12 protein-coding genes are annotated in these 20091 nt (G+C 56.7%); 6 read left to right on the top strand and 6 right to left on the bottom strand.

All coding sequences use genetic code 11. The annotated features are described in order from the left end of the window. Window positions 1–6: 6 nt before the first annotated feature. On the top strand, window positions 7–1920 hold the full coding sequence (locus tag Pan181_RS11670) for a rhamnogalacturonan lyase (protein WP_145247000.1): 1914 nt from the start codon (window positions 7–9) through the stop codon (window positions 1918–1920). Window positions 1921–1938: 18 nt separating this feature from the next. Here the strand turns inward: Pan181_RS11670 and Pan181_RS11665 are convergent, their stop codons facing one another. Continuing rightward, window positions 1939–4650 carry a glycosyl hydrolase gene (locus tag Pan181_RS11665; RefSeq protein WP_145246999.1) on the bottom strand — a complete coding sequence of 904 codons (2712 nt, stop codon included), beginning with the start codon at window positions 4648–4650 and terminating at the stop codon, window positions 1939–1941. A gap of 574 nt (window positions 4651–5224) precedes the next feature. On the opposite strand from Pan181_RS11665, the gene Pan181_RS11660 reads away from it, so the two are divergent. Continuing rightward, window positions 5225–5467 (top strand): hypothetical protein, encoded by a 243-nt coding sequence (locus tag Pan181_RS11660; protein ID WP_145246998.1) that lies wholly within the window; start codon window positions 5225–5227, stop codon window positions 5465–5467. A 10-nt stretch (window positions 5468–5477) separates the two neighbouring features. Here the strand turns inward: Pan181_RS11660 and Pan181_RS11655 are convergent, their stop codons facing one another. After that, on the bottom strand, window positions 5478–6419 hold the full coding sequence (locus Pan181_RS11655; protein ID WP_145244898.1) for an IS5 family transposase: 942 nt from the start codon (window positions 6417–6419) through the stop codon (window positions 5478–5480). Between the two features lie 83 nt (window positions 6420–6502). Here Pan181_RS11655 and Pan181_RS11650 point away from each other — a divergent pair, with 83 nt between their 5' ends. Next, the gene (locus Pan181_RS11650; RefSeq protein WP_197529185.1) at window positions 6503–8527 is read left to right on the top strand and encodes a PAS domain-containing sensor histidine kinase; all 2025 of its coding nucleotides are present in this window, start codon (window positions 6503–6505) and stop codon (window positions 8525–8527) included. On the opposite strand, the gene Pan181_RS11645 is transcribed toward Pan181_RS11650, so the two are convergent. The 4 genes from Pan181_RS11645 to Pan181_RS11630 all read right to left on the bottom strand — a co-directional run bounded on the left by Pan181_RS11645 (window position 8524) and on the right by Pan181_RS11630 (window position 14993). Next, complete coding sequence (locus tag Pan181_RS11645; RefSeq protein WP_145246994.1) at window positions 8524–10311, bottom strand: hypothetical protein; 1788 nt, start codon at window positions 10309–10311, stop codon at window positions 8524–8526. The genes Pan181_RS11650 and Pan181_RS11645 overlap by 4 nt on opposite strands. 165 nt (window positions 10312–10476) lie before the next feature. Further along, window positions 10477–13308, bottom strand: coding sequence for a type 2 periplasmic-binding domain-containing protein (locus Pan181_RS11640; RefSeq protein ID WP_145246992.1), 2832 nt, complete (start codon window positions 13306–13308; stop codon window positions 10477–10479). A 172-nt stretch (window positions 13309–13480) separates the two neighbouring features. Further along, window positions 13481–13960, bottom strand: a complete 480-nt coding sequence (locus Pan181_RS11635; RefSeq protein ID WP_145246990.1) for a carboxypeptidase-like regulatory domain-containing protein — start codon at window positions 13958–13960, stop codon at window positions 13481–13483. Next, window positions 13950–14993 carry a DUF1559 family PulG-like putative transporter gene (locus Pan181_RS11630; protein ID WP_449188289.1) on the bottom strand — a complete coding sequence of 348 codons (1044 nt, stop codon included), beginning with the start codon at window positions 14991–14993 and terminating at the stop codon, window positions 13950–13952. The genes Pan181_RS11635 and Pan181_RS11630 overlap by 11 nt, the downstream gene beginning before the upstream one ends. 524 nt (window positions 14994–15517) lie before the next feature. Here Pan181_RS11630 and Pan181_RS11625 point away from each other — a divergent pair. The 3 genes from Pan181_RS11625 to Pan181_RS26105 all read left to right on the top strand — a co-directional run bounded on the left by Pan181_RS11625 (window position 15518) and on the right by Pan181_RS26105 (window position 20088). After that, on the top strand, window positions 15518–16045 hold the full coding sequence (locus tag Pan181_RS11625; RefSeq protein ID WP_145246986.1) for a sigma-70 family RNA polymerase sigma factor: 528 nt from the start codon (window positions 15518–15520) through the stop codon (window positions 16043–16045). Window positions 16046–16048: 3 nt separating this feature from the next. Beyond that, window positions 16049–17740: a LamG-like jellyroll fold domain-containing protein gene (locus Pan181_RS11620; RefSeq protein ID WP_145246985.1), complete on the top strand. Its 1692-nt coding sequence runs from the start codon at window positions 16049–16051 to the stop codon at window positions 17738–17740. Window positions 17741–17829: 89 nt separating this feature from the next. Then, the gene (locus Pan181_RS26105; protein ID WP_197529182.1) at window positions 17830–20088 is read left to right on the top strand and encodes a family 43 glycosylhydrolase; all 2259 of its coding nucleotides are present in this window, start codon (window positions 17830–17832) and stop codon (window positions 20086–20088) included. The last annotated feature ends 3 nt before the right edge of the window (window positions 20089–20091 follow it).

Here is a 20091-nt window from a genome sequence, read left to right as displayed (position 1 = left end):
CTCGTCATGCGTAATCTCATCGCTCTGCTTGTGCTCGTGGCCGGTATCGTCGGTGCCGACTGTCGCGCCCAACCGACGAACGAACCGCTCACCCGCGGAGTTGTGGCGGTGCGCTGCGCGGAAGGGGGCGTGTTCGTGAGTTGGCGCGTACTGCCAACCGAGGTCGAAGCGACCAAGTTCAACCTGTTTCGTCGGACCTCGGAGCAGCCCTGGCAACAGGTCAACGACCAGCCGCTCGCGGGAGCGAGTTGCTGGGTGGATGAGTCCGCGCCGGATGCCGAGGGTCTCGAATACCAAGTCCGAGTAGAGGGAGCCAGCGACAACGCAAACGACGATCCGGTGGCCAAGGTATGGTCGCCGGGGTATCTGGAGATTCCAATCCAGCCGATCGATGGTTACCGCCCTGGCGATGCTTCGCTCGGCGACCTCGATGGTGATGGCGAGTTCGAAATCGTGTTGCATCAGGTCTCGCGGGCTCGTGACAACGGCTCGGCAGGCGTCACTGGCATTCCGGTGCTCGACGCCTACAAGCTCGACGGCACCCATCTGTGGCGCATTTCGCTCGGCAAGAACATTCGCGAAGGCGAGCACTACACGCAGTTCATGGTGTACGACCTCGATGGCGATGGTTGCGCCGAGATCGCCTGCAAAACGGCCGACGGAACCATCGACGGTCAGGGCCAGGTGATTGGCGATGCCGACAAAGACTGGCGAACACTCGACGAGGGTTCGAACCGCGACGGTCGGATTCTCGATGGACCAGAGTACTTCACGATTTTCGCTGGCCCAACGGGAGCTGAACTGAAAACCGTGGACTTTGTGCCTGGTCGCGATCCGATTAATGGTTGGGGCGGGATCGGTGGCAACGCGGGGAACGACAGCTACGGCAATCGCTGCGATCGGTTCTTGGCCTGTGTCGCCTATCTCGATGGCACGCATCCCAGCGTGGTGATGTGTCGCGGCGTGTATGGTCGCATCGTGATGACCGCTTGGGACTGGCGCGACGACCAACTCACCCAGCGGTGGAAGTTCGACACCGGCAGCAGCTACCCTCCGTTTCGCGATGCGTCGCCTTATGCCGGCATGGGCGGGCATAACCTCTCGGTCGGCGATGTCGATCACGATGGCAAAGACGAAATCGTGTACCAAGCCATGGTAGTCGACGACAATGGGCAAGGCCTGTACTCGTCGGGCCTCAGGCATGGCGATGTGATGTACCTGAGCGACCTCGACCCCACCCATCCTGGTCAAGAAGTCTTCACCGTGCAGGAGAACGAAGAGCAGGTCGAGCGATTCATGACGCCTGGTGCAGCGTTCCGCGACGCCGCGACTGGTGAGATCCTCTGGAGCCACAGCCCGATGATCGACGTGCCATCTTGCATGGCAGCCGACATCGATCCTCGGTACGTTGGTTTCGAATGTTGGGGTGGTCCCGGTGGGCTGCGAACTTGCCAAGGAGTTGAGATCGGTCGCGCCCCGCGAAACACGAGTTGGACCATTTGGTGGGATGGCGACCCGCTTCGCGAACTGCTCACGCTCGGTCGGGCCGGTCGGCGCGGGCTGCGCAGGACGTACGGGGACTTCCCCACGCAGATTTCTAAGTGGGATTGGAACAGCGAGCAAGAGCAACCGCTGCAGCAACTCGAAGGGGTATCGATGAGCCGTGGGCCTTGCCTGGTGGGCGACCTGCTCGGCGACTGGCGCGAAGAGCTGCTACTCGTGGTGCCCGATGGCAAGTCGCTACGGCTTTACTCGACGACGATTCCGACGGAGCTTCGCTTGCCAACCCTGCTGGCCGACCGTCAGTATCGGCTAGGCCTGGTTTGGCAAAACGTGGTTTACAACCGCGGGTGCTATCCGAGTTACTACCTGGGAGCGGGCAAGGACGAATCGCTCAACTCCGCTCCGCAGGAACCATAGCCATACAATCTGTTAATGCTATTTGACCGGCTGCAACGTCACCGGCCCACTGAGGCCCAGCGGCCGCACCGGCCAGTCGGACGCATCGAATGGTTTGTAGTTCATATTCACAACGTTGATGTCTTCGAAGATGCGCCACTCGACGCCTCGGCGATCGAGGTCGCGAATGCGATTCGCGGCTACGCCGGTCACTTCGATTTGTAGTTCATTCACCTGGTCGGTCTTGGTGTCGATCATCACTTGATAAGGAGAACCAATCAACGTCGCAACTTGCTCTCCGTTGAGCATCACGCGGGCGCTACCATCGACCTTACCGAGGTCGAGCAAGTAGTGAGACTGCTTCTTACTGAGAGTGCTGAAACTCGTAGAGTACCGCACGGTACCGGCAAACGATTGGGCCGACTGGTCGGGGGCGTTCGTCCATGGAACAGGTTGAGGGGAACTAAACGACTCTGGCAGCGAAGGTCCTCCTTCGACGAACTCAATTTGCCAGGTGCCGCTTATCGCAACTGGCTGATCCGTCACCTGATGGTAAAGCCATGGTTCGGCGTTGAGCGGTTCGTCGGAGACCAGCAGGAACAAGCTCCCCCCCGCGGCCATTTGCAGCCGTACCGAGAGTGAGCCGGAGTCGAGCGACTTGCTCTCCGCCAGCCCAATGTTGCCTGTCATCGGATCAAGGATCGCGACCGAATTGCCCGAGGAGCCAAGCGTCGTCCACTGGTCGATCGCCTGCGAAGTGGTGTTTTTGAGGAAGTAGCATTTGCTTCCTTGATACTTCTTGCGGAGAAAGTCGATGCCAGATGTTTTTAAGCCAGACTCCTCAGTCAGCCCCGCCTGTTCGGCTGCGATTTGAAGGTCGTCGCAGACGATCATGCGTTGTTCTTTGACAAGCTGGTTGACTTGCGCGATGGCTTGCTTCCATGGCTGGCTGGGGGTGAGTCCCGCGAGTCCAGAATCGCTCTCGGGCAGGTGCTTCCGGAAGGCCACGGTCGCGCCGGCTTCGGCCAGGTCGATCAGGTGCTCGAGGGTCGCCAGCGGCAGGTGCTTGGCCTCGGGGATGACGATCAACTTGTACTCGCCCCCTGCGGTGGTGATGGTCTTGTGATCGGTCGCCGAGCACTTGGCCAGCTGTCGGTCGGAGACGTAGTCGAACATCACGCCTTGGTCATCCAGCCAGCGAGCCGCATGACCAATCGGCTGCCCGCGCAGCCAGTGCTCCGAGTTGTGCACAGTGATGTCGCGACGCATGCCATCCGCGTCGTGCCAGAGGTCGTAGATCGGCCAGTACAGCAGCACCTCGTTATCGGGCTGCGACGCCTGGAGCATCGACTGGCAACGCGTGACATACTGGTTGAGTGCTGGAAAGTCGTGCCAGATCGGATTCTGCGGGTTCAGCTGAGTCGAGGCGTAGAACAGCCAGCCAGGCCAGGACGCGTCGTCGGGCGAATAGGCGGTGCCGTGGTAGAGGATGTGGTTGATGCCGCCGAGCATTTGCTTGTCGACGACTTGCTGGATGTCGCTAAGGCCAACTGTGAAGTGCTCGCCGAGCCAAGTGGCCGTTTCCGACGAAGCGAGCGATTTGCCGGTGACATTGGCCGCCGACGAAGCGAACTTGAACACCAGCTTCTCGGCATCGCCGCCATCGACCCGTCCGAAGCTCTCGGTTTCGGGAATGTCGCAAGCGGCGTACAGGTCGAGCCAGTTCGCTGGGGAACCATGCGACTGATTGCGGGCGAGCTGATCGTGTTGGTGCGACCAGGCGACCCAGGTGCCGATGAAGTCTTCGAGCAGCAGGTCGGAGATCGTCTCACGGTAATCACTTTTCACACGAGCGATCAGCTCGCGGTCACCCTCACCGGCCAGCGCGGGCAAATGCGCTTCCAGGCGAAAGCCGCGTCGCTTGGCAAACGCATCGAGGAACTCCGGTTGCCAGTCGCCCTGGTACTCGAACGAATCATGAAACTGCGCCCGCACACCTGGCAGGCGATTGAGCGTGCTATCAAAGTCGGTAAGGAACGCGTTGACGGAATGCTTCCAGTATGGATTGATGTTGATACCCTCCCCGCCTGGATCAGGACGCTTTACCCGATCGCCCGACCATCGATAGGCCAGGCTGTAGACGGTCCAGTCACCTTCGGGCACCTGCCAGGTAAGCTTGCCATCGGCAATCTTTTCGGTAAGGTCGACCTGTTCGCCGGCAGCATTAAGGGCGAGGGCCGACTGGGGAGTCGACTTCGCGAAACGCTTGACGAAGGTCTTGCCGCCGACCGCTTGGTCGCTCTCGACGATCACACGGCTGTTTGCCAGGTCCATCGTGATGTTCGGTCCTCCCATCCGCCAGCCAGAGCCGGCGGGGAGATCGACCCCCATGCCTAAGCGATTTGCCTCGCGAAGCACGTGTTGCACTGCATCGACCCAGGCGTCGGAGCGATAGACCAGATTCCGCGAGTCGTTGTTCTGCACTCCGTAGATGCAAGTGATTTCGACCCCTCCGAGCCCCGCCTCGTGGTAGGTATCGAGCAGTCGCGTGAGGTTGGCATCGTCCACGGCCGAGCCATGCCACCACCAGCGGGTCCAAGGACGCGAGGTCGTGGTAGCCGCGGGCCACGCAACTGATGACGTCGCAGTTGGCGTCTGACTTAAGGCTACGTTGGGAGTTGACGCTAGCCAGCCCGTGGTAGCAGCAATTAGCAAGACAAAGCGAGTGAACCACCTGGAGATTTCGAGCATTGCGGCATCCTATGATCGAGACAAGCTATCGACCCGCATGTGGCTGCGGGTGCGATACCATTGTAAGCGAACGGCAGAGGCTCATTGTCCGCAATTGCAGGCCCGATTCCTGCAAAAATAGGCACTCGGTCTTTTCGATTCGCTGTCTGAAAAATCAGACAAACCTAAAAGTCAAACCGCAAGCTGTCGCAATGCAGTATTGTTGCAAATACGCTCTACCGGGTGGACTTTTTCAGGAGGGCTCGCTAACGATTATTTGGATTGCAGGGTAACATTTCACCGCAATTGAAGCCCTGGATAGCCAAATACGGTCTCCTGCAACTCTTCTTTACTCCATATTTGAAAAGTGAAAGTAGGAGTGCCATCGTGTTGCTCCAAAGGGCAGGTGTGTTGTTATTTCGGTGGGGAATAAGCTGCAACTGGCTTAACCAAACATAAACCAATCCCTTTCCGAGCAGGCTGAGTCAGTCGATCACTCTTCGTGACGTGGGCAGGTGAGGTCAACAGCTAAGTAGTGCCGGGTCTCGACTCGTTCGCACTGGGCCTATTCGCAATGCTTAGGAGTTAGTTGCTAGTGGTTGTTATTGCTATTGCCATTTGTGCTCTGATATTGATTGCGGGAATCGGTATTCACCTACGCAATCTGCATGTCGAGCTAGAGGCACGTAGCGAGGAAGTTGAAAGCCTGCAACAACAGCTGGAACTTGAGCGTCGAGAGCTTCACGAGGTCGAAAGAGATTTGCATAAACTGACTCGGGCGGTCGAGCATTGTCCGCTCTCCATTGTCATTACGAATGCAAAAGGAGAGATGGAATAGGCCTTGTTGACTAACTCCACTCGAACTGTGGAAGCCCGAGTTGGGTGAATTGATTGATGATTTTACAGCGCAAGCGGGCTTCCGTTTGTTGGTTTTCGAATACTCGGTTTTTGAGATGGCTCCCAAAGCTTTGTTTCACTCGGTACATGGTCGTTTCCGCCAAGCTTCTACGATGATAGCCCACTTCCTCTTTCCAACTCCTACGCCCCTTGCGTCGAATCTGACGAATTGCCTCGTCCCGGGGCAAAGGCTCCTCCGCAGAGTTGCCATGTTGTTTGATCTTGGCGTTGTGCTGCGGCGGAATCACCGGCTCAATGCCTTCGGATTCCAGCCCTTCATAAACCTTCCACTTGTCGTAACTACCGTCGCCGTGAAACTTTTTTACGGGCTGCTCCACCTGCTCCAGCATTTCGGGAACCGCATCGGCATCGTGGCAACTGTTCTCGGTCAAAATCTCCGCCACAATCTCGCGGGTGTCAGGATTCACCGACAAATGCAGCTTCCGCCATGTCCGCCGCTTCGACTTGCCATGCGTCCGCATCTTCCATTCGCCCTCGCCAAACACTTTCATGCCGGTGCTATCCACCACGATATCGATGTCGCCCCTCTTGTTAGCGATATCGAGCGAAACATTCAGCTTGCTGGCTCGCTTGGCGAGCGAAGAATAATTGGGAATCGCTGCCTCGACGCCCAACATCGCCACCAGCGAGCGGCCGAATCCCTCAGTCTGCCGATAGGGAAGTTTCAGCAGTTCGCGAATCGTCAGCAAGCACTCGATCGCCGTATCGCTGAAGACAAAAGGGCGACCGACTTTTGTCTGGTCGTTAGGATGTTCCCAGTTCTCCAACGCCTCGTCGCTAAACCAAATAGTGATGTTTCCACGCTCGATGAGCGACTTGTTATACTCCTTCCAGTTCGTGACTTTGTAGGTTCGTTTTTCTTTCGTAGCCATGTTCGATCTCCGTAAAAAAGGTACGTGGTTCCATTCCACGTTAGTTTTTACGGAGGTTTGTGACTAATTGTTCAACAAGGCCGATGGAATATGTGAATCCCCATTTCACCCGCACGACTGGCTACTCGGCTCAGGAAGCATTGGGAAATACGTCTCGCCTACTCAAGTCGGGCGAAACGCCCGATAGCGTCTACGAAGATCTATGGAGCAAGATCAATAGTGGGCAAAACTGGTCCGGCGAGTTGCTGAATCGCAAACGTTCTGGAGAGCTCTATTGGGAACAGCAGACGATTGCTCCCCTGGTGAACGAACTTGGCAAGATCACGCATTTTATTGCAGTGAAGGAAGACATCACCTGTCGAAAGATATCGGAGAAGGAACAGCTGCGGCTGGCCGAGGAGCTGAAGTCGCGAAACGATGAACTCGCCTACGAACGCCGGATGCTGCAGACCATTGTCGACAGCGCACCGCTTGCCATCTTCTGGAAAGACCGCGAGTCGGTTTACCTCGGGTGCAATGCCCTGTTCGCTCGCATGGCAGGCGTGGAGAGTTCGGACGAGATCAAGGGTCTCACCGACTTTGAGATGCCTTGGACTACCGACGAAGCACTGCACTATCGACTCTGTGACCAGCAAGTGATGGAACTCGGATTCGAGATTCTCAACCACGAAGAGACGCATACCTCGAGTGATGGGAAGGAACATATTGTTTGGACCAGCAAGGCTCCCTTCTACGATCAGGATGGCAACGTGGTTGGCATGGTCGGTGTCTACTCTGATGTAACCGAGCAACGCGAGGCCGCGGTGCACCGAGATCAGTTGCTTCAGGAAACCCAGGAGCAGAAATCGCTCCTCGACGCAGTCATGTCGAGTGTGGGGGATGGCATTCTCGCTTTCGACGACTCGAAGCATTTGCTCTGCTCGAATCCAGCAGCGGAGAAGATTCTCGGGGTGACAATGGAAGTAGGCAACACCTTGGAGAGCTGTGTGTCGACACTACAGATTTGCCATCTCGACGGCGAAACACCTGTCGAAACGAGCGAATTGGCTGTCAATAAAGCGATCGCTGGTAACGTGGTAGTCAACGAAGAAGTACTGCTGCGTAGCAAGTCGGGCGATAAAATGTTGTCAGTCAACGCAGCACCGCTGGTTGCCAATGGTCATCGGGGTGGTGTGGTGACCATGCGTGACGTGACGGAGTACAAAACGCTGGAACGGCAATTGCTTCAATCGCAGAAGCTCGAGTCGATTGGACAGCTAGCCGCCGGAATTGCCCACGAAATTAATACCCCGATGCAGTTTGTTGCCGACAACATTGAGTTCCTGGAGAAATCAGCAGGTGGCTTGTGTACGGTGATCGATCGCTATAACGAACTGCTTACCGAAGAGACTCCCAAGAGTTGGTCGCAACGGAAGCAAGAAATCGAAGAGATGATAGAAACGTGCGACTTCAACTTGGTGCGTTCGCAGTTTGCCGAGGCCATTGATGAATCACGCGAGGGTATTCAGCGTACCGTTAACATCATCAAAGCGATGAAGAGCTTCTCGCATCCTGGGAACAAAGACCGGGTGATGGTGAATATCAACGAAGCGATTCGTAGTACGATGACGATTAGTCGAAATCGTTGGAAGTACAACGCCGAGATCGACCTGAACTTGGACGACTCGCTGCCAGAGATTCCCGCGTATCCTTCCGAACTGAACCAGGTACTGTTAAACCTGATCGTGAATGCGTCCGATGCGATCGTCGATCGCTATGGAGAGAATGGTGTCGGAAAGATCGAGGTCCGCAGTTCCTTGACTGAGGATGGAGTCGAAGTGTCAGTAAAAGACAACGGGTGTGGTATTCCCGAGCCGATTCGTCAAAAGGTATTCGATCCCTTCTTTACGACCAAGGCGGTTGGCCAGGGAACGGGGCAGGGGCTCTCGATTACCCACAACGTGATTGTCGCGATGCACGGAGGTCAAGTGCATCTGGAATCGACCGAAGGAGAGGGGACGACTTTCACGGTTTGCTTGCCGATAGAACCTGACGATGAAGCTGGCAACGATCGGGCGAGCTTTGCCCACGAACTGAGCGTCGCGACGGCCGATTTGGCCGAATGCTAGCGGCTGCGACTTAGCCAAACTCGAATCCGTCCAGTCAGCGAGTGCGAGTCGTTCGACCCGTAGGTCGTGGTAGAATTCGTTTTGCTCGCTGTTCGCTTGCTGTATTGGAACCAGTGCCGGCCGCCCAACCATACACAGGCAGCTACTGTCAGGCTGCAGCAAGTTGGTTCTGGTGCTGCTATTTCGCTGTCGCCGGCTTCCAGCGAGGCCAGACGGTTACCAGCTGCCAAGTAGGCATTCTTGAATAGTCGGAAGTCGTTGCGGTCGACCCATCCCGACCGGTTGATGTCGCCCATTGATTGCCAGAGCGACTCGTCGATGCCCTGAGCGACTAGGCTGGTGTTCATATTCGCCAACATTAACGGCCAATCGGTTACATCGACGATGCTGTCGCCATTGAGGTCGCCAAGTCGTACGCCATTTACTGATGCATACGAGTCGAAGAAACGCTGAAGATCCAGATAATCGACAGACCGATCGAGGTTCAGGTCACCCAACTTCAGAAGCTCATTGTAAGACAGGTTCGCGACGTCTTGATGTAGCGATGAACGGATGGTGTCGTAGTCGGCGAGCGTAATTTGCGAGTCGTCATCGAGATCGGCTAGAAAACGTTGCTCGTGCAGCCAGTCTTCCATGTAAAGCTCGTTATAAGCTTCGAGCGTGGTGCCTTCGACCAGGGCGCTGATGTAAAGCCAGTTAATGTGAAATGGACTGTAGTTGGGTTTTGTGGGATCGAGCCCCCGCATGCTCAAAGGTTGGGCGTAGCCAAGTGTTGCGATCGATACGCCAAACTCCTCGAATAAGCCATGCATGTCGCTTAGATGATTGGTGTTAAACCAAGGTTGCGACGTGATGAAGTCGGTCCACTCCTGCCGACTCACCTGATTCGCAAATGCGTTTTTCAAGTACTCATCAACCTCCAGTGACGAAGCGTAGCCATACTGACTGGCGAAGGCCGAGCCGGCGGCGGTTGCCCCGATCGCGTCGTTCAGATGATCCTTGTAGCGCCAGACGGGAGAGAACTCGGTGACCAGCAGATCCTTTTCCGCTCCCAACGTTTGCCGCGCGAACTGGGCCATACCGCGGGCTTCGGCCGTGGTGCCGAAGTGAATATGCAGGTCCATGCCGGAAATGGCCGGATTATCGCGAGCCACGCGGAACAGTTCCTGCACGACATCCCTGTTTTGGTTCGAGGTCTGATCGAGTCGATTGAGGGATCCGAGGAAGTAGCGAGGTTCTTCTGTTTGAAGCGAACCATATTCGGTTTGTACGTAGTCCAGTAGTCGCTCCGTGAACTGGACGTAGGGGACTACTCCACCGGAAAACGAGAGATCGGAATCATGCGTTTCCCACATCGGCTCGTTCCCCAGCACGATCGCGTTGATAGGGCGATCGATGGCCTCCAGCGTTTCGACAGCCCGCTGAAACAGTGCGAGTTCGTCGTCGGAACCAGGAGCAGGTACGTTGCGGTCGAAACCTTTGAAGTTCCACTTGAACGACACCAGCACTTGCTGGCCCGCGTCGGCTGCACGTTGGAGGCCCAGCACATTCTCGTTGGTTTCCAGAGAGGTGATGCCGCGCATGGCAAGCACGTCGTAGAATCCACGTGACCAGGTGTTTTCGCTGGCCGCAAACAGCGAGGTGTTTACGTCTTTCGGACGTTCATTGAAGTTGGCTCCCAGAATCTGCCCCCAGCATGGTTGGTTGAATTCACCCATGACACAGGAGAGCAACGCCATCGCCAACAGGCGGGTCGTACGGCGGTGGTTGGATTCGCGTAACATAGTAGCTTTGCTCACCGCTGGCGGTGTCTCCGTTGAGCTCTTGTCTCTCATGAAGTTAGACTGTACTGCACACAAATGATACAAAGCACCTCCGAAACAGAGAGGTTTCGGAGGTGCCTCGACTTACGGCTGCCCGTCGTAAGTTATCGCTCAAATTCGCAATTGTTAGGTTCGGCGATATCCCAAGGCGGCCAAAACAATTGCACCCAACAGAGCGAGGCCGCTGGTAGGTTCGGGCACCGCTGTACCGTCGAGCGAGGCCAGCGAGCCGCTGCTGGCGCCGAAGTTGGCTTTCCACACCATGTAGTCGATCGTTCCGATCTCGGATCCATTGAGGGCAACGCTGCGATTGGCCAGGGTGCTTCCATCAGCTCCGAGATTGTCGCGCCAGACAGTGTAGTCGCCCAGATCCACGGAGCCATCGCTGTTATAGTCGCCAGGAAGTCCGGTGGACTCGACATAGTCGACGTAGACTCCTCCGATAATTGACTGCGAGATAAACTCGCCAGTGGTCGGGTCGACGACATCGTAGTAGAGGACTAAGTCTTGCAAGTCCTGCTCGGTGTCGTAGAACAAGCCCAAGGGGATCGAATCTCCGCTGTTGCTGATGGTGGAGTTACCCAGCGTGCCATCGTTGTTAAAGGCAAAGTACTCTCGTTTATCGCTGATGTTGCCTTCGTTGCTCGGTGCCAGGTCCCAACCTTCGCCTCCCAGGCCATCGCCTGCGGGGAACTCATCGTTCGCACCTAAGCCAAGATAACCGCTGCCGAGTAAACCACTGCCAGGGCTACTGACTCGTAAGAAATCGATGGTGCGATCGCCAGCAGCGGCACGCTGTAGGCTCACAACACCGGTCGAAGTATCGACGAGCAGTTTCATCTCTTCCGTATCTGGAACGATGGAAAAGCTGCCGATGACTTCGTTACCGAAGCCTGGAAGTTGATACGAACGATTGCCACCGCCGCCATCACCACCAGGAGTCGCACCGACGCCGTACATGCCGTAACCGGACTGGGTTAGAGTACCTTCCCAACCTTCGAATTGCCCGCCACCAGTGATATGGAAGTAGTTGGAGCCCGGGCCTGCGTCGGCGTTTGGCAGGCCGGTTGTGAAGCGAGCATCTTCGTCGGGGTAGTACATCAGCATGATGTTGCCGGCGTAACCGTTCGGGGTATAGATTGTGCCATTATTCTCGACGAAGTTTTTCAGCGTGGAGTATTGCTTGAGATCCCCCTCGTTCTCATCCGGCCCCTCCAGAACCACGTAGAGTCCTCCGGTATTGCCATCGAAGGAAAAACCATGGATGCCCGAGCGAGGCGACTCTGTTGCCAGGGATCCATACGGATCGCCGGTGGAAACCGTGGTAAGGTTCGTGTTGGCGGTAAAGTCAGCTAGAGTTGGCCAGCTGTCGACTCCACCGGCGCTATTCACTCCATAAACGGTACCATTGGGTAGTGAAGTGAAGCCCTGGTAGGTTCCGTACTCGGCAATCGTGTTTACCAGAGTGCCACCGGCAAAATTGCCGACTTGGTCGACGGAACCGCTGGTGCCGCCGACGCCATCGAAGGTGCGGATTTCGCCGGTGTTGCTCACCATGTAAATGTCTGCCGCCATCGCGGTTGTGCTGGTGCTTGCCAGCAGAGCGACGCAGGCGGTTGCCAAAACAGCCGATTTACGACGATAGGTGCAGAGACACATGGTGATACCCACTGCGATAAGACCCCAGGTAGCCGGCTCGGGTACGTTGGCTGCATCGGCCGATCCACTAGTAGCCGCCGATCCAGAGGCCAGCTCTTTGAGGAGTCGGAAATCGTTGCGATCAACTTGTCCATCGCCAGTCAGGTCTCCTGCCATGTAGCGCCCAATACCATCGAGGTCGGCGACGCTCGTGTTCATCGAGGCCAGCAGCGTGGGCCAATCGCCAGCGTCTACGACACCGCTTCCGTCGTAGTCGCCAAACAGTAGAGTGGAACCCGTGTAATTCACAATGGTATTAGTCGTTGCTCCACTTACCTCCAAGGCGATGCCCGCGTCGATGAAGGGACTCGGCGCCCAACTGACGCCCGGCAACACGGCCGAACTCCCCGCGGCGATGGTCACCAGGTTGCCACCCGAAAGTACAAGTTGTTGTACCGCACCGTTGCCATCGTCGAAGCCACCTTGGCCACCGATGAGGGTCGCCGAATCGATCGTGACCGACGAACTCGTGGGATTGGAGATGGTAATGTCGCCTTGTTCGAGATCGATCGTAGCGGTAAGGACCGCCAGGTTCGAACCAACCGACAGCGTGGATGGTTCGTTCCAAAACAACGTTTCAAAGCCATTGAAGGTGCCATTCGAAAAATCGCTGACTCCATCCATGCTCACGGCATCGACCGCTGTGAAGGGGGTTCCTTCGGTTCCGCTCAGTCCTCCGTAGCTACCTGGGTCGCCAACCAAGCGGCCTACGTTGTAGGTGCTATTGCCGTACCAGTTGTAGCTGCTGCTGGTGCCATCGACGACCGTCGATTGAACTACGCCTTGTTGGGTCGAATTGTCTTGTACAGCCAAAGTGAAAGTGTCGTTCGCATTCCAGGTCGCGGCAATCGAATACGACGTGCCCGCGGACAGAGAACCGTAGCTGCTAAAGATGGCCGCCGCATTGTCGACCAGGCTTACGTCGCTGGCGACGCTTGAGATTGGGCTGGGCAATCCGGCGCCGGTTTTAAGGGCGAGCGTAGGGACGCCATCGAGGAGCCATAGCCCCGTGCCATTGCTGGTACCGCCGATTTCCATGAGCAGTCGCGTTTCGCCGGTAGCCAAGTCGGCTGCAACTGGAGTGAACGTAGTATTCATAGTCCAGCCAGCGTCGAATCCGTTGAGGCCATTGAATTCGTCGGCTAGCTGCCGACCGTTGGCGCCGAAATCGCTTTCGCCGGCGATATCAGCAGGGCCGCCGAACGCGACCAGTGAAGTCGCAAAGTCGCTGAGATTCGACAAATTGTCTGCCTGGGCCAAGGATGGAAGACTGAGGAAGGGTAGGGTCAACAGTAAGAATCGACGGAATAGATGGTGCACTAGCATTGCTGATATCGTCCTTTCATGGTGCGATGAGAAACCATCTGCTGATCGGTGTGCTCGTAGGGAAAAGTTGCCGCCTGCAATTCGTACGTCGAAGCCTTGTGAGTGGTCACTTGGTCGACAGCTCGAAATCGCAATCAGCGGTGCCGCCTGTAGGCACATTGAAAGTAAGTTCGCTGTTTTGGTTGTATTTGGGGGGGAGTAATTCCTTTCGCAGTATCTTGTCGCCTTCGAATTCGTTCCGTTCGACTATCTTGCTGGTAATCGTCACGCGATGGTTGCCAACGACCGCGCCGTTGATCTTGTCGTTCTCGGGAGTGAGAGTTTCGAGGTGGAACTCGCCTTGCTCGTTGGTTTGGCCGCTTGCTACTGGCAAGCGATCTCCCTCGGTTCCCTCAGGAGGAGGAGTGAGGATGGCGAACTCCACCACCGCATTGGCAAGAGGTTGGCCATCGAGCTTCACTTGACCCGAGACCTCCGCGTATTGCCAGCCGGACGAACCACACCCAACCAGCATCGCGCAATAGCCTGTTATCAACCAGCAGAAGGCCGCGCGAAGCACGTCCTTGCTGTGGGGGTTACAATTCATCGACCAGCTCCCCGCCACTGATGGTGCCAGCGGCGCCCCAGATCACTGGATCGATATCGTTGTTGAGCGTTCGAACACTTCCGTCGAGCAGTCCAACCTGCACGACGCCACCGCTATGCAAGCTGGCGACCGCCCGTTCGCAGGAAACTGGATTAAGACCACTGGCAGTCACGCAAGCTTCGAAGTCGGGCAGGCCGAAGATGTAGGGGTGTTTGGCCGATGCCACCGGCACGCTCCGGCGTTCGTCCACGTAGGTGGTATCCGACATGCTCGAGTAGGCCCGCCAGTCGCCCCAGGAGGGGGGACGGAAGCCACCGTACAGAGTTTGCGTATGGTATTCGGCGATGGCAACCGTGCTACTGGTGCCATCGGTCACCTGACGGAGCTTCACTCGGTGGGCTTTGCCAACCGGCTCGGTCACGCAGGGCAGGGCCCCTTTGCGAATCTTGAATCGGGCCCACTTCGCAGCATTTTTCATGTTCGACGCATCCGCTGTCGGCACCGAGCCGGCCCCGCCATCCATCACGTGGATCGGGCGGCTCCAGTAGTTGCCATCGAAGTCTTGTCCTGCAATGCCAACGTACGAAGCGCGGGCTGGTTTGACGTCGGCCACCGAAGTGATTTCGGCTGCGCTATTGAAGGAAGTGTTAGCATAGTCATCCGGCCCCGGGTCGGAGGGGCAGACAAACAACCCGATAGGATTGTCGATCAAGTGCAGGTTCACGGGATCGCTAATCGGCAACGTGTAGTCGAACAAGTCTCCCAGGTTCGAGGCTTCAATGAACGATAATATCTCAATCCCCCAGGTGCTGTTGGCCGCGGCGAAGCCGGCCTGCACTTCGAGCGGCGAATGAATCTCCATGCCGGCGGGCAACTCACCGCGCGTCGACTCGTAGTTCATTACACCAAGCATCTGCTGCTTAATGTTGTTGGTGCATTGACTCCGACGCGCCGCTTCGCGTGCTGCTTGCACTGCGGGCAACAGCAAGGCAACCAGGATTCCAATGATCGCAATGACCACTAGAAGTTCCACGAGTGTGAAGCCTCTTCGTACTAACCTGTTCATGTTTACGTGCTTCCTAACCACGGAAAAGGAGATCGCTGGGCATAACCGCACGCGGTGAAGCCGCATTGCGGTCGTGGAGGCGAGGTCTGCCAAGCTGTGCTGTGCCAACCACCGAAGGTGCCAATGTCTGATAGGACTAGTTGTGACGAGTTGCGATCGCCTGGCTTCCTACAACCGGGCGAACATCATGCAGTTACCACCGTGAACCGCGCAGCTTACAGAAAAGTAGCCAAAAACTGACTTTTCCCACCAGGTTAAGGGCAGCGGGCAAAAAACGTGATTTATTTCGCTTTTATGTAAGCTTCCAGACGAGTTTTGTTAAATACCCAATAACGAACATCCTCCTCCTGCACTGGGACGCTGGTTAGCAGGCGGGTAGCGAAAGCCTGAGGCGGCAAGAGGCCCGCAGCAAAGCTGTTCGGGGTTTCCTATAATAAGAAGCCTCCAGAGCCCTTAAGGTGGGGTTAGATAAGCGGAGGTGAGGACTGCATGTGGAAAAGCAACTAACGGCGGAAGAGCTTGCCCAAATGTGGACGGCTGCATTGCCGGCGGTTGTTGCTTTTGTGCGGGCTGAAATTCGAAATCGACACGATGTAGAAGATGTGGTTCAAGAGATTGGCCACGCTGTCGTCAAAAGTGCGGATCGATACGATGCCGAACGTCCCTTTCTTAGCTGGGTGTTCGGTGTCACACGTCGGCAGTTGCTGCGGTACTATCGCAAGCAATCAAGCGACCGTGGGGTGTTCAGTTCTGAGCTCGTGGAGGGATTGGCCACCGCTTACGAACAGTTGCTGCCCCAGATTCCGGCTCGCCGCGAGGCACTCGATCAATGCGTCGAACATTTGAAATCAAATCAGAAGGTGGCGATTCAACTGTTTTATCACGATGAACTCTCGCAAGCAGAAATTGCCGAAGAAATCGGCATCACCAAATCGTCGGTAGGCGTTTTGTTACACCGAGCGCGAGAGAATCTCAAGGAATGCATTCGCAGGCGACTGGGCCAGGGACAGAGTTCGTAAGTCATGCAATCAAAACACCAATTACTCGAGAAGTACCTGAACGGCGAGCTCTCAGCCGACGAGCGCGCGCAGTTGGAAGAAAAATTGCTGGCCGACGAAGGCGAGCTTCAGGAGTTCGCCGAGCTGCTGTTGGTTTCCAGCGACCTGAAAGATCGAGATTTTACGTTTACCCGCCGCGAAGCCGAACCGCCAGTCGTGGCTCCGGTGACACTGCCAAAACGCGATTCCCGATCCCGTGCTCCCTGGATGGGATGGCTGCTGGCAGCATCGATTGCCGTGGTCAGCACCATCGGTGTTCTAAGATGGTTGCAGCCCGATTTCTCGAACGTGGCTGGCATCCCAGGCGGGATGGTCGGCAGCAAGGAGCCAGCCCATGCGGCTGTGGTTCCCACACTCGTATCTGCATACGTGGGACGAACGGACCAATGCGAGTGGCAAGCCGATCCATTAGTCAATGGCGATCTGCTGCATCAAGGGGATGTGGTCGCCTTGAACCAGGGTGTGGCCGAACTTATCTTCGACGATGGTGCCCGAGTGATCGCCCAGGGCCCTTGTACGTTGGAGATCAGTGATTCCAATTCATTCTCGTTGTCGCTTGGTAACGTATCGGTCGAAGCCACCTATGGATTCAAGGTCGGCACGCCGAGCGGTATCGTGCTCGACCTAGGCACCGAGTTCGGTGTAGCAGTTGACCACGCGGGAGGCTCCGAGGTCCATGTGTTCAAAGGCGAGGTAGCCTTTCAAGCAGTGAACGCGGGAGGAACCTTCCAAGGCAAGCCGTTGAAGCTCAAAGCCGATCAGGCCTGTAGCGTTGCCATCGGTGGTGTCACACTGCAGGAGTTCGAAGCCAACGAGGCGAAGTTCGACTGGCGCAATCGTCCTCAACTGCTAGATAGCGACGCACCTGACATGCAGGTGCGCAAGAATCTTACGCTATGGCTGGCCGCAGATCGCATGGTGGAGGTCGACGAGCAAAATCGAGTCTCGCAGTGGCGCGACCTCATGGTTCGCGGAAACAACACTCCAGAAGATGCTTTACAGACTTCGGCCGAACATCAACCACTGTTGGTGGCCGATGCCATCCACGGACACCCAGCGGTGCGATTTGGCGAAGGGGGCACGTTCTTGGTGACCCCGCCGCTGCATACCACCGACGAACAAACCGCATTTGTGGTCTGCTCGCTCAACGAAATCAAACCCGCCTTCCAGCAGATCTTGAATTACAATGGGCCGCCGCAACGAGTGGTTCCTCCGTTCGGCGGATTGGTGAGTCCCTCGGTGTTTGAAATCTGTCTTCGCGATCGCGACGACGACGGGCGCTTCGCCGTGTGTGGCGAGGTGTTCTCGGGGTTCAGCGATGGACGCACCGAAATATACAAAGGGGCAGTCGAGGTGCTCGACCGCATGCCGATCGCCGCGCCGCAGGTGATTTGTTTCCGGTATAGCTTAGCGGCCGAGAAGATGACGCTTTACTTGAATGGCCGCAAGCGTAGCGAGTCGGCCGCGCGGGAGCCAATTGCCATTACCTCCCGGAAAATACTCGGTCGACACCCCATTCTTTCAACTGGTCAGGGGATCTTCCGAGGCGATATCGGCGAGCTATTGTTGTTTAACCGGGCGCTCACCGATGAGGAAGTCACTACGATCTCCGCTTACCTTTGCAAGCGATTCGACATTGCTGTCGATAAACGCTAGCGACTTTGACTTCAGAAACTGGGCGCGGCGGTATTCCCGGCGCCCCAGCCAATGTGTTTGCCAGCTTACTTTTCGCGAAAACTAGATCTATGCTTTTCCAACGCGAATATTCAGCAGTTGTTTCCATCGGTGTGTTAGTGGTACTCGCGGTGGCGTCGTGTCAGGCCACTGCGGACGATGCTCCAACCGCAGGGCGGTGGTCGGTGGAGCGGGCGAACCAGTGGTACGCCACTCAGCCATGGCCGGTAGGGGCGAACTTCACCCCCTCCTCGGCGATCAATCAACTCGAGATGTGGCAGGCCGATACGTTCGATCCTGAGACCATCGATCGCGAACTCGGGTGGGCCGCCGATATCGGCATGAACTCCATGCGAGTGTTCCTGCACGATATCGCCTGGCGCGAAGACCCCGATGGATTCTGCGACCGCATCGATCAGTATCTGCAGATCGCCGACCGTCATGGCATCCGCACGATGTTCGTGTTGTTCGACGGAGTCTGGCTTCCCAATCCCAAAGCGGGGCCGCAACCAGCCCCCCAACCGCGAGTGCATAACTCGGGATGGCTGCAGTCGCCAGGCAAGGAGATTCTGCTCGACTCCGCGCGTCAAGACGAACTCCAAGACTACGTGCAAGGAGTCCTTTCCCGTTTCAAAGACGATCCGCGAGTGTTGGTGTGGGATCTGTTTAACGAACCTGACAACGCGAACCAGGGAAAGTGGCCAGGCACTTCGATTCGCGATCTGGAGCCCCGTGTTAAGCACGAGCGAACTTTCGAGCTACTGAAAAAGACCTTTGCCTGGGCGCGTGAAGTGAATCCATCGCAGCCGCTCACCGCAGGCGTGTGGGGGAATCCTCGCTGGTTCACGAATCCCGACGCCATCGACGCGCTATCGCTATCGCAGTCGGACATCATCACGTTCCATACCTATCACAATGCGGAAGATGCTCGGCCGATTATCGAGCAAATGGTGCAGCACTGCGACCGACCACTGATGTGCACCGAGTACATGGCACGTACCAACGGTTCGACCTTTCAAGGGCTGCTACCGCAGTTCAAAGAGCACAAGATCGGCGCGTACAACTGGGGTTTGGTGAGTGGCAAAACGCAGACGATCTATCCCCAAGACTCGCTGCGACGCAAATACGAAGCGGAGCCAAAGCTCTGGTTCCACGACGTGTTCCACCCCGATGGGCGTCCCTATCGCGAAGCCGAGACTCGCTTAATCAGCGACTTGGCCACCGACTACCAGGGCAATAATCCTCAGCACGTGAAAACCGCCGCGGCGTTGCCGCCGGACGATATTGCCGCGGGGCTGAAGAGTCACGATCGGGCGTTGTTTGTGAAAGCAGGGTGGATTCGCGATCCATTCATCACGCTGTCGCCGTCGGGTATGTACGTGCTCACGGGCACCACTCCGCTGCCAGATGACCCCGCGCAGAAGACCGATCCCTACAACACGGGTTTGGGCGATGGAAGCATTGTTGGCTGGAAGGCCCAGGTTTGGCAAAGTCCCGACCTAATTCACTGGCAATCTCTCGATACCCCCTTCACGCTGGAAGATGGCATCTGGAAGAAGGCTCGCCCCAAACGTTTTGCCAACGTTCCCCAGTCGCAATGGCGTCTATGGGCGCCCGAGTTGCATTACGTGGATGGTCGCTGGGCGTTGGTGCATACGAGTCCCTCGCCGGTGAATGGAGCAAACCTGTCGTTCACCCAAGGCGAGGATATTAAAGGCCCGTGGTCGAATCCCATGGGACCGAAGATCGGGCGTCGCCATGATCCCTCGCTGTTTAAAGACGACGATGGCACCTGGTGGATGATCTGGGGAGCCACGATGATCGCCCCGTTGAACGACGATTTCTCGGGCTTTACGCGAGAGCCGATTGCGATCGGACCGACCGGCGATACCGCCAAGATGGGACACGAAGGTTGCCTGATGTACAAGCTCGGCGACAAGTACATTCTGTTCGGCACCGGCTGGTCGACGGGGCAGATGCGTAAGGGGAGCTACAACCTGTACTACGCAGTAGCCGACAAGATCGAGGGGCCTTACGGGCCGCGGCAGTTTGCCGGGCGGTTCCTGGGCCATGGCACGCCGTTCAAAGACAAGCAGGGACGCTGGTGGTGTACCGCATTCTACAACGGCAACATTCCACCGCTTGAGACCAAGGACATCGCTAGTCGCGATCTGAGTGAGACCGCTCAGACGATTAACCAACAAGGGGTCACCATCGTACCGATGGATATTCATCTCGACGACCAAGGCGTGCCTGTCGTCGTAGCGAAGGATCCCCACTATGCTTCCCCTGGGCCGGATGAAGCCCAAGATTTCTCCCCACAACCCTAGCGA

This window comes from Aeoliella mucimassa (assembly GCF_007748035.1).
Taxonomy (GTDB): domain Bacteria; phylum Planctomycetota; class Planctomycetia; order Pirellulales; family Lacipirellulaceae; genus Aeoliella; species Aeoliella mucimassa.
Note: the sequence above shows the minus strand (reverse complement) of the source record. Positions and strands in the feature narration are given on the sequence as shown.